Consider the following 15616-nt stretch of genomic DNA (forward strand, 5'->3'; position numbering starts at 1 on the left):
CCAGAGAAACGAATTTCTCCCCTGATTTCCCGGCACTGGACGAGGGTGACGGGTTTGCAGTAAAATCGAATACCTGGCGTCGAGCCGCAACAACTTCAAATCCGGTTTTCGGACGCCGGTTCGGTTCCCAAAACGGAATCGAATTGCATCAAGGACGCCGTTATTACGGGAGAAGCAGCGGCCATTGATCCGTTTCGGCGTCGATGAAATCGGCCGCGAACCGGACTGGGCCGCCCCCCCTGCTTCGTTCCCTTAGCGGCCAGCGACAGCTTGTCCGCCGACCTGACTGTTTCCTTCGGCAGTTCGCCTGATTTCTTCCCCACGCCCTGTTCCGCGAGGTAGCGCACAACGGTTCGTGTGGACTTCGCGCCCGCTTCCCGCACTGACTTGTGCAACGTTTTATTCCTGACATTCTGCACCCCCAAACAACCCGGTTGCACGACAGCGAACGCCCCTGATCAGATCGCCTCCAGATTTGACCGCCCCCCGCTTTGGGCAAGCAGATACCAGTTGACAATTTTTTTTTGCGCTGATACGTTTAATCAAACGTTTGTTTGGGATGGTTTGCAGGATTTTCCCCGTGGATAATCGGGAAAGAAACCGTATGTCCACTTGGACTATTGGTTAACGATTTAAATTAATTGAGGTGACCATGCGGACTTTGTCTTCAACGGGGCTGATGAGTCGGATTGCCAAGAAAATAACATTACCGAGGAGTAGTTACGGAGGATTTATGTCAACGAGGCAAAATTCGCGAAGAAAAGGATCATCGCTGAGAGAGGTCTGGCCGGAAACCACATACCCTGGTCTTCGTCATTTTTTGTCAGGCCTGCCGCTCTTGCTGCTGCTTTCCGGGTTGGTGCTCGGCGGTTGCGACCGTGCGCAGCAGGGCCCGCCGCCTCACCCGACTCCACAAGTTTCATTTGTGGCGATGCAGCCGGAGAAAATCACATTGTCAACCGAATTACCGGGCCGCACCTCACCCTTCCGGGTCGCGGAAATCCGGCCCCAGGTCAGTGGCCTGATCCTGAAGCGATTGTTTGAAGAAGGCTCCCTGGTCACAGTCGGACAGGTACTTTACCAGATTGATCCCGCGCCGTTTCAAGCCGCGCTCGATAACGCACAGGCCGCCCTTGGCCGATCCGAAGCGAATCTGCCCGCGACCAGGTCGAAGGCGGAGCGTTACAGAAAATCACTGGCCGACAAGGCCGTCAGCCAGCAGGCTTACGATGACGCGGCCGCCGCCCTGGCCCAGGTCGAGGCAGATATCGAATTTTACCGGGCGGCGTTGGAAACAGCGCGCATCAACCTGAATTACACCCAAATAAGCGCGCCCATCTCGGGACGCATCGGCAAGTCCAACGTGACCGACGGCGCCATTGTCACGGCATACCAGCCTCTGGCCCTGGCGACCATTCAGCAGCTCGACCCGATATTTGTGGATGTGCCTCAATCGACCACCGAATTGCTGCGTTTGAAGCAGCGCCTCGAAGACGGCCGCCTTACGCGAAACGGAACGGATCACAATGCAGTCGATATTATCCTGGAGAACGGCACTCCATACCCGGAAGCAGGAACCCTTGAATTCAGTGATGTCACTGTTGATCCGACCACGGGCTCGGTCATCCTGCGAACGGTTGTTCCCAATCCGAGGAGCATACTGCTCCCCGGCATGTTCGTCAGGGCCGTGGTCAGGGAAGGCGTCAACGAACGGGCGATCCTCGTTCCCCAGCAGGGCGTGTCCCGCGATCCCAAGGGCAATCCCTACGCCCTGGTTGTCGACGCGGAAAGCACAGCCGCATTTCGGCCGCTGACTCTCGACCGGGCCATCGGCGATAAATGGCTGGTTTCGGCCGGCCTCTCTCCGGGCGACAAGTTGATCGTGGAAGGATTGACCATGCTGCGCCCGGGTACGCCGGTAAATGCCGTCCCTTTCGAACCTTCCCCTGCCGAACAAAAAAACGCAGACGGGTCTGGTCCCTCGAACCGTTCCGATAATCCATCGCAAAATCGCGGTGAAGGAGGAAAGTGATGCTGTCAAAATTCTTCCTTGACCGTCCGGTTTTCGCCTGGGTTATCGCCATCATCATGATGACGGCGGGCGGGCTGGCCATCTATAACCTGCCGGTGGCGCAGTATCCGCCGATAGCGCCTCCCTCCATCGCCATAGACGCCTTCTTTCCCGGCGCCTCGGCCGAAACCGTGGAAAACACCGTCACCCAGATCATCGAGCAGAAGATGACCGGTCTGGACGACATGCTCTACCTCGCAGGCACCAGCTCATCATCAGGAGCCGCCAGGGTCGAGCTGACCTTTGCGCCGGGAACCGATCCGGATGTAGCCTGGTCCAAGGTACAGAACAAGCTGCAGCTTGCCATGGCCAGCCTCCCCGACGTGGTTCAGCGCCAGGGCGTCAAGGTCAGCAAATCCACCAGAAACTTCCTGATCATTGTTGGTCTTACTTCCGAAGACGGGAGCATGGACAGCAGTGATTTGGAGGATTATGCCCAATCCAACCTGGAAAAAGTGCTCTCCCGGGTGCCCGGCGTTGGCGAAGTGATGAGTTTCGGCTCCCAGTACGCCATGCGGGTCTGGGTCAATCCGGACAAGCTGATCAGTTACAGTCTGACCATGGAGGATGTCATCGGGGCGCTCAGGGCCTACAATGTCGAGGTGTCCGCCGGCCAGCTGGGCGGGGCGCCGGCCGTCGATGGGCAGCGCCTGAACGCATCCATCGTTGTGCAGCACCTGCTCCAGACGCCGGAGGAATTCGCGGCCATTCCTGTCCGCACCAATCCGGACGGCTCCGTGGTGCGCGTCAGTGACATTGGTTACACTGAATTGGGAAGCGAACGTTACGACAGCGTTTCAAAATACAATGGCAAACCGTCCGCCGCCATGGCTATTCGCCAGGCCGCTGGCGCCAATGCCTTGGAAACGGCCGATGCCGTCAAACTGAAACTGGAGGAAATGAGCAGATATTTCCCCCCTGGAATGAAAGTTGTTTACCCCTACGACACGACACCTTTTACCCAGGTGGCGATCGACGAGGTGGTCAAGACCCTTTTTGAAGCGGTCTTTCTGGTCTTTGTGATCATGTACATCTTCATGGGGACTTTCCGAGCCACTCTTATTCCCACCATCGCGGTGCCCGTGGTTCTGCTCGGCACGTTCGGCATCCTGGGGCTCTTCGGGTTTTCCATCAACATGCTGACCATGTTTGCCATGGTGCTGGCCATTGGTCTTCTGGTCGACGATGCCATCGTGGTGGTGGAGAACGTCGAGCGGATCATGGCCGAGGAAGGGCTCTCCCCCCGCGAAGCCACCGCCAAATCGATGGACGAGATCACCAGCGCCCTGATCGGCATCGGTCTCGTGCTTTCGGCGGTATTCGGCCCCATGGCCTTTTTCCCCGGCTCCACCGGGGTCATCTATCGCCAATTCTCCATCACCGTCATTTCGTCCATGCTCCTGTCGGTGGTCGTGGCCTTGGTCCTGACCCCGGTGCTCTGCGCCACCATGCTCAAGCCGATTCCCAAGGGGCATGAACCCTCGGAGGGCGCCGTTTGGTTCCTTCGGCCTTTCTTCCGCTGGTTCGACCGGTTCTTCTTCCGGTCCAGGGATTTTTATGTGCGGCTGGTTGGCCACGTGTTGGCGAAAAAACTCCGCTACCTGTTTGTCTTCGTGCTGATTGTCGTGGCCATGGGCTATCTGTTCCAGCGCATGCCCACATCCTATATTCCGGATGAGGATCAAGGCATCCTCCTGGTTCAGGCCATGCTCCCCTCCGGCTCGACGCTCGAGCAGACGGAAGCGGTCATGGCCAAAGTCACGGATCATTTTCTGACCAACGAGAAGGAGGGGGTGGATTCACTCATTACCATCGCGGGCAGGAGCTTCAGCGGCGAGGGCCAGAATATAGCCATGAGCTTTGTCAAGCTCAGGGACTGGGAGCTTCGCCAGCGGCCCGACCTGAAAGTCAAGGCCATTGCCGGCCGCGCCATGGGGGCATTTTCTCAGATAAATGAAGCCATGGTCTTCGCTTTCCCGCCCCCCCCGGTCATCGAACTGGGGATGGGCACCGGCTTCGACCTGCAGCTCGTGGACCGTGGAGGCTTGGGCCACGATAAACTCATGGAGGCGCGCAACCAACTCCTCGGCATGGCGGCCCAAGACCCCCGCCTGATCAGGGTCCGGCCCAACGGAATGAATGATGTGGCCGAATACCACCTCGATGTTGACTGGGACAAGGCCGGCGCTCTGGGGATTCCCATCGACTCCATTCATAACACCATCTCGGCCGCCTTCGGCAGCGCCTATGTCAACGATTTTATCCAGGCCGGCCGGGTCAAAAAGGTATATGCCCAGGTGGACGCGCCCTATCGCATGCTGCCGCACGACCTGGAAAAACTCTATGTGCGCAACACCTCCGGCAAAATGGTCCCCGTCTCATCCTTTGCCGAGGGGCGCTGGGCGACCGGCTCGCCACAGCTCGAGCGTTTCAACGCCTTTCCGTCGATCAATATCTGGGGCGAGCCGGCTCCAGGCCACAGCACCGGCGAGGCCATGGCCGCCATCGAGGAGATTGTCGCCAAACTGCCGACCGGAATCGCCGCCGACTGGACCGGACTTTCCTACCAGGAACGGCAGGGCGGTTCCATGGCCCCTCTGCTCTATGCTTTTTCGGTTTTCGCCATCTTCCTCTGCCTGGCGGCCCTTTACGAAAGCTGGCCCATCCCCATCGCCATCCTGCTGACCATGCCCCTTGGCGCCATCGGCGGCGTGATCGCCACCAGCACTGGCGGGATGCCCAACGACGTCTATTTTCAGATCGGCCTGCTGATCACCCTGGGGCTCACCACCAAGAACGCCATCCTGATCGTCCAATTCGCCAGGGCAAAGGTCGATGAAGGCATGGGCTTGATCGAAGCGACACTCCAAGGCGCCAAACTGCGGCTCAGGCCGATCATTATGACATCGCTGGCCTTCGGTTTCGGGGTACTGCCCCTGGCGTTGGCCACCGGAGCAGGATCGGGAGCGCAACGGGCAATCGGCATCGGCGTTCTCGGGGGCGTGGTTACTTCAACCTTACTGGTTATCCTGTTCGCGCCGCTCTTTTACGTCATGATCTACAAGGCGCTTGGCAAACATCGAAAAGAAGTAACCATGGACTATGTTGAGGAAAGCGCCATGGCGGAGGGAAATAAATGAACAGACGATTAGCAATTTTGCTGACCGGCATCGGTCTTATTGCCGGAGGTTGTTCTCTTGCTCCCAAATACCTGCGGCCGGAAGCGCCGATCCCGGCGGAGTGGCCGAAGGGCGAGGCATACCAGGCCATACCCGAATCGCCGATTGCCCCGGACCTGAACCGGCAAGAGTTTTTCACCGACGGGAAGCTGCAAAAAGTCATCGGCATCGCCCTGGAAAATAATCGGGAACTGCGGCTAGCCGCCCAGAACGTGTTACGGGCCCGGGCTCTCTATGGCGTGCAACGGGCCGAGCTGTTTCCGGCGGTTCAGGCAAGCGGCGAGGGAGGCAAGCAAGGCCTGTCATCCGATCTTGTGAAACCGGGGGATACCCGCACGAGGGAACAGTACAGCCTCGATCTGGGGGTTGCATCCTGGGAGATCGATTTTTTCGGGCGGATCCGCAGCCTGAAGGATCAGGCCTTGGAGGAGTATCTGGCAACCGAGGAGGCCAGGCGGAGCGCCGAGATTGCGTTGGTTGGCGAGGTCGCCCGCGTGTATCTGACCCTTGCCGCGGACCGGGAAAATCTGCAACTGGCCCGGTCCACCCTGGAAACGCAGCAGGCGTCTTACAGTCTGGTGCGAAAACAGTATGACGCAGGTCTCGCCAACGAACTGGATCTGCGGCGGGCACAGATACCGGTGGAGACGGCCCGGGGAGACGTCGCCCTTTTTACACAGCTGGTGGCCCAGGATCAAAACGCCTTGAATCTCCTCGCCGGCATACCGGTTCCCGATGAGTTGCTGCCGATTGACCTCGAAGGCGTTACCCCGCCCGCGGAAATTTCCGCGGGCCTGTCCTCTGAAATCCTCTTGCAGAGGCCTGACATCATGGCGGCGGAGCATCGGCTCAAGGGAGCATACGCCTTTATCGGCGCGGCACGGGCGGCCTTTTTCCCCCGGATTGCGCTGACTACCGCAGTGGGGACGGCCAGTGACGACCTCTCCGGTCTCTTCGGTTCCGGAACGGGCACCTGGAGTTTCACGCCGCGGGTCGTGGCGCCGATTTTCGACGCCCGAGTCTGGGCAGCGCTCAGGGTCAGCAAGTCCGATCGGGAAATTGTTTTGACCCAGTATGAGCTTGCCATTCAGAACGCCTTCAGGGAAGTAGCGGATTCTCTTGCCTTACAGGGAACAATCGATCAGCAGATCGCGGCCCAGCTCTCCCTGGTCACCGCGACCGCGGCAACCTATCGCCTCGCCGACATACGCTATACGGATGGAATCGACAGTTACCTCGGGGTCCTTGACGCGCAACGATCTCACTTTGCCGCCCAGCAGGGGCTGGTGACGTTGCGCCTGGCCAAACTCGCAAACCGGGTACGGCTTTACGCTGTATTGGGAGGCGGAGTATCGGAAAAAAATAACGAACCTGATGTATCGGAGAATTCCTCGGAGACAGGAAGAAAGGATGGACAACAATAAGTCAGTCACTGATGGCAAAAGCGGTTCTGACAGGATAGACCCTGAAAAACTCCTTGCTTTCCTGCCGATTCGCAGTGACAGCGCCATCTTGGACATGGCGGGCGGCTTTGGCGCCTATACCTTTGCCATGGCATCGCTCTGCCCGCACGGCAAGATCTTTGTCTTTTATCTGCGGGAGGAAGGGTTCGAACGTTTCATTGAGGAGATTTCGGATAGCGCCATCACCAACATCATCCCCAATGTCGTCACTTCAGGTTCGCTACCTCTTGGCAGCGAAACCATGGATTTGTGTCTCTTGACCAAGGTTTTCCATGACTTGTTTTCACAAGGCAGCGACCAGGAGGCGCTACGCGAAATCAAGAGGGTTTTGAAGCCTCGCGGAACCTTGGCGGTGATAGAGTATAAAAAAATAGTCGGCACTCCCGGGCCCCCCGTCAAAATCCGTATCGCTCCGGGTGAGCTTGATGAGACACTCCGTTGCGCGGGCTTTATCCCAGCGATAAAACAAGAAATCGAGATTGGGCCATATCATTACCTGTCTCTTTATCGAAAAGGTGACGGCAACACGAATGAAAGGGGCAGCCTGTACCGCCCGTTTTTGTTCGTGCCCTTGTCAACCAAGTAAAGGAAAAAGAGAGAAGGCGACAATAAATGCAATCGAACTTTCCGGAAAATAAAGTCAAAATCCTGGAAGCCGCTATCCCCCTTTTTGCCGAAGCCGGTTTCAATGGCGTTTCCATGCGCAGCCTCGCCACTGAAGTCGGCCTGAATCCGGCAACCCTCTATCATCACTTTCAGGACAAGCATACTCTCTACATGGCCGCCATGTCTTATGCGTTTGCCCGAAGGGCCGAGACATTATCGGCGGCCCTGGGCGCGGATGCCCCCCCCGAGCAGCGGCTGAAAAAGTTTGCCGAGGCTCTTTGCCGGCTCATCCATGACGAGCCTGATTTCAACAAGTTGATCCAGCGGGAAATATTGGCGGAAGATAACAAGCGCCTGCAACTGCTGGCGGACCAGGTTTTTCATGAATTTTTCACGTCGCTCCTCTCCCTTTGCGGTGAGCTCGCCCCCGGCTATGACTCACATATGCTGGCCATCTCCATAGTTGGCCTGATGGCCTATCACTACCAGATAACTCCCCTGCGGCGGCATCTGTTGGGCAGCTCCCCGGATCATGACTCCCCGGAAGAGGTGGCTGCGCATGTGGTGCGCCTGCTGCTGGGAGGGGTCAAGGAAGGGAAAATCCGATTTGAATGACCGTATGAAGAAAAGAAGCAGGGAGATATCGCTATTTGTCGCGATATTAAGCACATGTCCATGGAGCCGATGAACAAAAAGACCCTCTCCTCACGAACGAACAGGTAATGACGAACAGGTCACGCGAAAGCCTTCAATCGGACACCAAGCTGCGCATTCTGGACGCGGCGGAACGCCTTTTCGCGCGCGACGGCTTCCACCGCACTTCCATAAAGCGACTTGCTTCCGAGGCAAAGGTTAATCTGGCGGCGGTCAATTATCATTTTGGCTCCAAGATGACTTTGATCGAAAAGGTCGTTGAACGCCGGTGGCGGCCGATTAATCAACAGCGCATCGAGAGACTGGAGGCTATCAGGGCAAACGCCGTCCTGAAGGACACCGGGCTCTTGGTCAGGGAATGCTTGCGCGCTTTTATCGAACCGGCTTTTACGTCGGACATGCTCACGCGGGAGAAAAGATGTTTTCTTGCCTTGGCGGCGCATGCCTTTTCCGAACCGGATGCTGCCATCAGAACCATTTTCATCAATCAGTTTAAAGCGCCCTTCAAACTTTTGTTCGAGGTCTTGCATGATGCCCTTCCCGACCTGGCGGAGGATGCACTGTTCTGGCGGCTCCATTTTGCCATCGGCGCCATGACGCATTGCATGCGCCTGTGCAGCGCCGGTTTGCCGTCTTCCGAAATTTCCCAGCCGGGAAACGATCTCGGGACAGTAAAGGATATGTTACTGGATTTCATAACAAGCGGTATGCGCGCCCCTTGTCCCGGCGAGGAAAAACAATGAAATCCAGCTGGTTTTGATGCCAGGCGAGAAAAAGGGAGGAACAAACCATGTGCAAGGTATTGATCGTTTACTACAGTTTGCACGGCCACGTTTTCAGAATGGCGGAAGCGGTCTCGGAAGGTGTTTTAAAGGTCGCAGGATGCGAAGTATTGGTCAGGCGGGTTCCGGAAACCCTCCCAAGAGAAGTACTGGAGATGATGGACGCCGTGGAGTTCCAAAAGAGGCAGGCCCATATCCAGGTGGCCACGATGGATGACCTTGAGGAGGCGGATGCGATTATCTTCGGCACCCCGACCCGCTTCGGCAATATGTGCGGCCAAATGCGCCAATTCCTGGATGCCAGCGGCGGCCTCTGGCGGAAAGGATCCCTGATCGGCAAGCCTGGCAGTGTCTTTACCAGTTCCGCCACGCAGCATGGCGGTCAGGAGACGACCATCCTCAGCTTTCATGTTACGCTGTTACATCATGGCATGGTGGTGGTCGGTCTCCCTTATGCTTTCGCCGGTCAAATGGGTATCGCCGAAATCAGCGGCGGATCGCCCTATGGCGCTTCAACCATCGCCGGAGGCCAGGGAGAGAGGATGCCCAGCGACAATGAACTGAACGGCGCCCGTTTTCAGGGCGCCCATGTGGCGCGAATCGCACGGAAACTCAAAAAAGGCGCTTGATGATCCATGATCGTTTAGGAATGAGGAATGGATGAAGATGTCATTGAACGTAAAATTTAAAAAGTGGGGTACGAGCGCGTTGCTCGTTGGCATGGCAGCGGTAGCGGGCCTGTTGCTTTGGCGTCATTTCCAGGGTGACGGACTGGATGAGCGTATTGCCAGCGGCAACGGCCGCATCGAGGCAGTGGAAATCGATATCGCCACGCCGAGGGCCGGAAAGATCAAGGAGATTTTTGTGGACGAAGGCGATTATGTCCCGGTCGGAAAAGTTCTGGCCAAGATGGACACCGCCGTTCTGGAAGCGCAGCAAAAAGAGACGTTGGCCCGCTTGCGGCAGGCGGAGAACGCGGTACATATCGCCAACAGTCTGGTCGTGCAGCGCCAAAGCGAGAAAAAGGCCGCGCAGGCGGTGGTCGCGCAACGCCAAGCCGAGGTCGAGGTTGCCAAGAAGCGGTTGGAGCGTTCGCAATCGCTGGTCGCCGACAAAGCGGTCTCACAGCAGAAATTCGAAGATGATCGTGCCGTTTTTCTCAGCGCCGAGGCCATGCTCCGTGCCGGTGAGGCCGATGTCGCAAGGGCGGATGCAGCCATTGCCACGGCCAGATCGCAGGTGCATGGCGCACGGGCCGATGTCGAGGCAGCCAGGGCCATTCTTGAGCGGATCCAGGCGGACCTTGACGACAGCGTGTTGAAATCGCCGCGGGAAGGGCGGGTGCAATACCGTGTGGCCCAGCCCGGCGAAGTGATGGCCTCCGGGGGGACGGTATTGAATATGGTCGACCTCACCGAGGTCTACATGACTTTCTTCCTGCCGACGCAACAGGCCGGCAGGGTAGCGCTCGGGGCCGAGGCACGGCTCGTGCTCGATGCCGCCCCGCAATACGTGATCCCGGCCAAAATCTCCTTCGTCGCCGACGTCGCCCAGTTCACGCCCAAGACGGTGGAAACGGCGGAAGAACGCCAGAAGCTGATGTTCCGCATCAAGGCGCGGATCGACCCCGACCTGCTCAAGCGGCATCTCCACCAGGTCAAGACCGGCCTGCCGGGCATGGCCTACGTGCGGCTCGACCCGCAGGCCGACTGGCCCCCTGAACTGCAGGTCCGGCTGCCGCAATGAACGCGAATCGGCGCGGAATGGAGAGCGGGCCGGTAGCCCAGCCGGTGGCGCGATTGCACGAGGTAGGCGTGCGCTATGGCAAGACCTGCGCGCTCGACGAGGTCAGCCTCGACGTCCCGGCCGGCTGCATGGCCGGGCTGATCGGCCCGGACGGGGTGGGCAAGTCCAGCCTGCTGGCGCTCATCGCCGGCGCGCGCGCCATCCAGGCCGGCCGGGTCGAGGTGCTCGGCGGCGACATGGCCGATGCCGGCCATCGTCGCGCAACCTGCCCGCGCATCGCCTACATGCCGCAGGGACTGGGTCGCAACCTCTACCCCACCCTGTCGGTGCGGGAAAACCTCGATTTTTTCGCCCGGCTGTTCGGCCACGCCGGCGGCGAACGCCGGCGGCGCATCGAGGCGCTGACCCGTGCCACCGGCCTGTTCCCGTTTCTGGATCGCCTGGCCGGCAAGCTCTCCGGCGGCATGAAGCAGAAGCTCGGCCTGTGCTGCGCGCTGATCCACGACCCCGACCTGCTGATCCTGGACGAGCCCACCACCGGCGTCGACCCGCTTTCGCGGCGGCAGTTCTGGGATTTGATCGACGCCATCCGCGCGAACCAACCCGGCATGAGCGTGCTGGTGGCCACCGCTTACATGGAGGAGGCGGCGCGCTTCGACTGGCTGGCGGCGATGGATGGCGGGCGGGTGCTGGGGACCGGCGCCCCTCCGACGCTGCTCGAACGCACCGGCGCCGCCTCTCTGGAAGCCGCTTTCATCCGCCTGTTGCCGGAAGACAAGCGCCGGGACTATCGGGAAGTGGAGATCCCGCCGCGCCCCGCCGGGGCCGACGGCGAGGTTGCCATCGAGGCGCGGGATCTGACCATGCGCTTCGGCGATTTCACCGCGGTGGACCATGTGAGCCTGCGCATCACCCGCGGCGAGATCTTCGGTTTTCTCGGCTCCAACGGCTGCGGCAAGACCACCACCATGAAAATGCTCACGGGCCTGCTGCCGCCGAGCGAAGGCCGGGCCTGGCTGTTCGGACACGAAGTGGACCCGCACGATCTGGCGACCCGCCGGCGCGTCGGCTACATGTCGCAGTTCTTCTCGCTCTACACCGAGCTGACGGTGCGGCAGAACCTGGCGCTGCACGCGCGGCTGTTCCATGTGCCCGCCGCCGAGATTCCGCAGCGAGTGGAGGAGATGGTGGCGCGCTTCGATCTGGCTTCCGTCATCGACAGCCTGCCGGACCGATTGCCGCTGGGCCACCGCCAGCGCATGTCGCTCGCGGTGGCCTTGATCCACAAACCGGAGATGCTGATCCTGGACGAGCCGACCTCGGGCGTGGATCCCGTGGCGCGCGACGCCTTCTGGCGCATCCTGGTCGAACTCTCGCGCCGCGACAATGTCACCATCTTCATTTCCACCCATTTTATGAACGAGGCCGAGCGCTGCGACCGCATTTCACTGATGCACGCCGGCCGCGTGCTCGTCACCGGCGCCCCCGCCGCCCTTGCCGAGCAGCGGGGCGTGCGCACACTGGAAGACGCGTTCATCCGCTCCCTCGAAGATGCGGCCGCGACTGGTCCCGGGGGAAACGGCGAAACGGGAGCCCTCCCCGCCGCGCCCGTGACCGACGGTGCGCCGCGAATCCATGCCGAGCCGCAGGGCTGGCGACGCTTTTTCGACCCGCGGCGCATGGCGAGCTACGCTCTGTGCGAAGCCCTGGAACTGCGCCGCGATCCCATCCGCCTGACCTTGGCGCTACTCGGCAGCGTCATCCTGATGTTCGTGATGGGCTACGGCATCAGCCTCGATGTCGAGGACCTGACCTTCGCGGTGCTGGACCGCGACCAGACCACGGTCAGCCGCGATTACACGCTCAATCTCGACGGATCACGGTACTTCATCGAGCGACCGCCGATCGCCGACTACGCCGAACTCGACCGCCGCATGCGCTCGGGCGAACTGAACCTGGCCATCGAGATTCCACCCGGCTTCGCCCGCGACCTCGCCCGCGGCCGGTCGGTCGAGATCGGCGCCTGGATCGACGGCGCCATGCCCACCCGCGCCGAGACCGTGCGCGGCTACGTGCAGGGCATGCACGCCCACTGGCTGGCCACCAAGGCGCGCGAGGCCGGCTACGGCGAGGCTTTGGCGGGCCTCGCCAACATCGAAACCCGGTTCCGCTACAACCCGGACGTGAAAAGCCTGGTGGCCATGGTGCCGGCGGTGATCCCGCTGCTGCTGATGATGATCCCGGCCATGCTCGCCGCGCTCAGCGTGGTGCGCGAGAAGGAACTTGGCTCGATCACCAACTTCTACGTCACGCCCACCACGCGGCTGGAGTTCCTGCTTGGCAAGCAGTTTCCCTATCTGGTCCTGTCCTTCCTGAGCTTTCTCCTGCTGACCCTGCTGGCGGTCACCGTCTTCGGCGTGCCGCTCAAGGGCAGTTTCGCGACGCTTGCCGCGGGCGCGCTGCTCTATGTCGGCGCCGCCACGGCCATCGGCCTGTTGATATCGACCTTCACGCGCAGCCAGGTCGCGGCGCTCTTCGGCACCGCCCTGCTAAGCATCCTGCCGGCGGTCAACTTCTCCGGGATGATCGATCCGGTGTCATCGCTCGAAGGGGCGGGACGCGTGATCGGCGAGCTGTATCCGACCACGCATTTCCTGAACATCGCCCGCGGAACCTTCTCGAAGGCGCTCGGTTTTGCCGACCTCAAGGCCGCCTTCATGCCGCTGGCGCTGGCCGTACCGATCCTGCTCGGGCTGGCTGCCGTGCTGCTGAAGAAACAGGAGCGCTAAACCATGCGCGTGACCAACGTCTTCCATCTGGGCATCAAGGAACTCTACAGTCTCGTTCGTGATCCGATCATGCTGGTGCTGATCGTTTATGCGTTCACAGTCGGCGTCTACACCGCGGCCACGGCCATGCCGGAATCCCTCAACAAGGCGCCGATCGCCATTGTCAATGAAGACCAGTCACCCCTGTCATGGCGTATCGTCAGCGCTTTTTATCCGCCTTATTTCATGCCGCCCGAGCTGATCGATCAAGCCGAGATGGATGCGCGACTGGACGCCGGGCTCGCGACCTTCGCCCTCGATATCCCGCCCAATTTCCAGCGCGACCTGCTGGCCGGGCGGCGCCCGACCATCCAGCTCAACGTCGATGCCACGCGCATGAGCCAGGCCTTCACCGGCAGCGGCTATATCCAGGCCATCGTCGGCGACGAGGTGCGCGCCTTCGCGCAGCGCTATCGCGACGTGCCGGAGCTGCCGGTCGAACTGGCGCTGCGGGCGCGCTTCAATCCCCAACTCAACAAATCGTGGTTCGGCGCCATCATGGAGGTCATCAACAACGTGACCATGCTCTCCATCGTGCTCACCGGCGCGGCGCTGATCCGCGAACGCGAGCACGGCACAGTGGAGCACCTGCTGGTCATGCCGGTCACCCCCTTCGAGATCATGAGCAGCAAGGTGTGGTCGATGGGGCTGGTGGTGCTGGCCGCCACGGCGGTCGCCCTGATCGTCGTGGTGCAGGGTTGGCTCGCAGTGCCGGTCGAAGGCTCGCTGGCGCTGTTTCTGGTCGGGGCGGCGCTGCATCTGTTCGCCACCACCTCCATGGGAATCTTCCTCGGCACCGTCGCCCGCTCCATGCCGCAGTTCGCCCTGCTGCTCATGCTGGTGCTGCTGCCGCTGCAGATGCTCTCCGGCGGCACCACGCCGCGCGAGAGCATGCCGGAGTTTGTCCAGTTCGTGATGCTGGCCGCGCCCAACACCCACTTCGTGATGCTGGCCCAGGCGATTCTCTACCGGGGCGCCGGGCTGGCTGTCGTCTGGCCCCAGTTCCTCGCCATCGCCGTCATCGGGTCGGCGCTGTTCGGCCTCACGCTCCTGCGCTTCCGCCGTACCATCGCCACCATGGGCTGAACATGCGGACGAGAAGCAAACGATCACTCGGGAGGGCTGCGCGAGGGTTTCTCCGCGGGATGAATCTTCTGATCCTCTCGCTGGTGGGTTTGTGGTTGTTCCCGGCGCTGGCGTCGGGGCAGAGCGGGAACGGTACGTTGAGTCTCGTACTCGAAAACGACCTCTTCTACAACACTGACCGCAACTACACCAACGGCGTGCGCGCCGCCTGGTTGTCGGCTCCGGAAAAAGCGCCTGAATGGGCGCTGCGGGCGGCCCGACGGTTCCCCTTTTTTCCCGAGGACGGCACCGTGCGCACCAGCTACGCCATCGGACAGAACATGTACACCCCCGAGGACATCGAGATCCCGAATCCACCACGCGATGACCAGCCCTACGCCGGCTGGCTCTACGGCTCAATCGGGCTGATCGCCGAGACCGGCCGGCGCCTCGACCAGCTGGAGCTGACCCTCGGAATGGTCGGACCGGCCTCGCTTGCCGAGCAGACCCAGAAGTTCGTCCACGAGATCACGGACTCGGCGAAGCCGCGCGGCTGGGACACCCAGCTCAAGAATGAGCCAGGTGTTACTCTCACCTACCAGCGCAACTGGCGCCGCTTCATCGAGGAAACGGCGCTTGGCAACACCTTCGACATGACGCCCCACGCCGGCGGCGCCATTGGCAATGTGTTCACTTACGCCAATGCCGGCCTGACGCTGCGCCTCGGCCGGCGCCTGCCGCACGATTACGGCCCGCCGCGCATCCAACCCAGCCTGCCGGGTTCGGGCTTCTTCGTGCCGCAGAACGGGTTCGGCTGGTATCTGTTCGCCGGCGTGGAGGGAAGAGCGGTCGCCCGCAACATCTTTCTCGATGGCAACACCTTCCGCGACAGCCGCAGCGTGGACAAGGAGCCGCTGGTCGGCGACCTCCAGTTCGGCTTCGCGCTGACCTGGAGCGACGTGCGCCTCGGCTATACCCACGTGCTGCGCACCCGGGAGTTCAAAACCCAGGGCAAGACCAGCGAGTTCGGGGCTGTCAGCCTTTCTATCCAGTTTTGATGGAATCGTCGATGCGCTCAACAGTTATTGCGGACTTCGCGCCTTCTCGCACTGACTTGTTCAGCGTTTCCGTCCGACCAGCATCTCAGGAAAATCAATAGGGAAGAAACGAACCTAAGCCTCATGATGCCCACCTTGCCTCAAAGGTGTTGGGCGTGTAGCGC

At 60.6% G+C, this 15616-nt stretch carries 11 protein-coding genes; all 11 read left to right on the forward strand.

From position 1 onward, the window contains the following. The first annotated feature begins 859 nt into the window (after positions 1-859). The 11 genes from R2940_12415 to R2940_12465 all read left to right on the forward strand — a co-directional run bounded on the left by R2940_12415 (position 860) and on the right by R2940_12465 (position 15452). On the forward strand, positions 860-2032 hold the full coding sequence (locus R2940_12415) for an efflux RND transporter periplasmic adaptor subunit (protein MEZ4600583.1): 1173 nt from the start codon (positions 860-862) through the stop codon (positions 2030-2032). Then, on the forward strand, positions 2032-5211 hold the full coding sequence (locus tag R2940_12420) for an efflux RND transporter permease subunit (GenBank protein MEZ4600584.1): 3180 nt from the start codon (positions 2032-2034) through the stop codon (positions 5209-5211). The genes R2940_12415 and R2940_12420 overlap by 1 nt, the downstream gene beginning before the upstream one ends. Further along, entirely contained in the window at positions 5208-6674 is a 1467-nt protein-coding gene (locus R2940_12425) for an efflux transporter outer membrane subunit (protein ID MEZ4600585.1), read from the forward strand. Before R2940_12420 ends, R2940_12425 begins: the two co-directional genes overlap by 4 nt. Then, positions 6661-7299, forward strand: a complete 639-nt coding sequence (locus tag R2940_12430; protein ID MEZ4600586.1) for a methyltransferase domain-containing protein — start codon at positions 6661-6663, stop codon at positions 7297-7299. Before R2940_12425 ends, R2940_12430 begins: the two co-directional genes overlap by 14 nt. Before the next feature lie 26 nt (positions 7300-7325). Beyond that, a complete protein-coding gene (locus R2940_12435) occupies positions 7326-7934 on the forward strand; it encodes a TetR/AcrR family transcriptional regulator (GenBank protein ID MEZ4600587.1) in 609 nt (202 codons plus the stop codon). Positions 7935-8041: 107 nt separating this feature from the next. Beyond that, positions 8042-8716: a TetR family transcriptional regulator gene (locus tag R2940_12440; GenBank protein MEZ4600588.1), complete on the forward strand. Its 675-nt coding sequence runs from the start codon at positions 8042-8044 to the stop codon at positions 8714-8716. 47 nt (positions 8717-8763) lie between these two features. After that, entirely contained in the window at positions 8764-9384 is a 621-nt protein-coding gene (wrbA, locus tag R2940_12445) for an NAD(P)H:quinone oxidoreductase (GenBank protein ID MEZ4600589.1), read from the forward strand. 31 nt (positions 9385-9415) lie between these two features. Further along, positions 9416-10501 carry an HlyD family efflux transporter periplasmic adaptor subunit gene (locus tag R2940_12450; GenBank protein MEZ4600590.1) on the forward strand — a complete coding sequence of 362 codons (1086 nt, stop codon included), beginning with the start codon at positions 9416-9418 and terminating at the stop codon, positions 10499-10501. A 17-nt stretch (positions 10502-10518) separates the two neighbouring features. Beyond that, the gene (rbbA, locus tag R2940_12455; protein MEZ4600591.1) at positions 10519-13290 is read left to right on the forward strand and encodes a ribosome-associated ATPase/putative transporter RbbA; all 2772 of its coding nucleotides are present in this window, start codon (positions 10519-10521) and stop codon (positions 13288-13290) included. Positions 13291-13293: 3 nt separating this feature from the next. Further along, positions 13294-14415, forward strand: a complete 1122-nt coding sequence (locus R2940_12460) for an ABC transporter permease (GenBank protein ID MEZ4600592.1) — start codon at positions 13294-13296, stop codon at positions 14413-14415. 59 nt (positions 14416-14474) lie between these two features. Next, a complete protein-coding gene (locus R2940_12465) occupies positions 14475-15452 on the forward strand; it encodes a lipid A deacylase LpxR family protein (protein ID MEZ4600593.1) in 978 nt (325 codons plus the stop codon). Positions 15453-15616 lie beyond the last annotated feature (164 nt).

The organism is Syntrophotaleaceae bacterium, assembly GCA_041390365.1.
Taxonomy (GTDB): domain Bacteria; phylum Desulfobacterota; class Desulfuromonadia; order Desulfuromonadales; family Syntrophotaleaceae; genus JAWKQB01.

What these genes read in the sequence shown, in the direction of transcription:
- R2940_12450 (MEZ4600590.1), top strand. Translation starts at nt 9,416, where the DNA reads ATGAAGATGTCATTGAACGTAAAATTTAAAAAGTGGGGTACGAGCGCG.
- rbbA (MEZ4600591.1), top strand. Translation starts at nt 10,519, where the DNA reads ATGGAGAGCGGGCCGGTAGCCCAGCCGGTGGCGCGATTGCACGAGGTA.
- R2940_12460 (MEZ4600592.1), top strand. Translation starts at nt 13,294, where the DNA reads ATGCGCGTGACCAACGTCTTCCATCTGGGCATCAAGGAACTCTACAGT.
- R2940_12440 (MEZ4600588.1), top strand. Translation starts at nt 8,042, where the DNA reads ATGACGAACAGGTCACGCGAAAGCCTTCAATCGGACACCAAGCTGCGC.
- R2940_12435 (MEZ4600587.1), top strand. Translation starts at nt 7,326, where the DNA reads ATGCAATCGAACTTTCCGGAAAATAAAGTCAAAATCCTGGAAGCCGCT.
- R2940_12425 (MEZ4600585.1), top strand. Translation starts at nt 5,208, where the DNA reads ATGAACAGACGATTAGCAATTTTGCTGACCGGCATCGGTCTTATTGCC.
- wrbA (MEZ4600589.1), top strand. Translation starts at nt 8,764, where the DNA reads ATGTGCAAGGTATTGATCGTTTACTACAGTTTGCACGGCCACGTTTTC.
- R2940_12465 (MEZ4600593.1), top strand. Translation starts at nt 14,475, where the DNA reads ATGAATCTTCTGATCCTCTCGCTGGTGGGTTTGTGGTTGTTCCCGGCG.
- R2940_12430 (MEZ4600586.1), top strand. Translation starts at nt 6,661, where the DNA reads ATGGACAACAATAAGTCAGTCACTGATGGCAAAAGCGGTTCTGACAGG.
- R2940_12420 (MEZ4600584.1), top strand. Translation starts at nt 2,032, where the DNA reads ATGCTGTCAAAATTCTTCCTTGACCGTCCGGTTTTCGCCTGGGTTATC.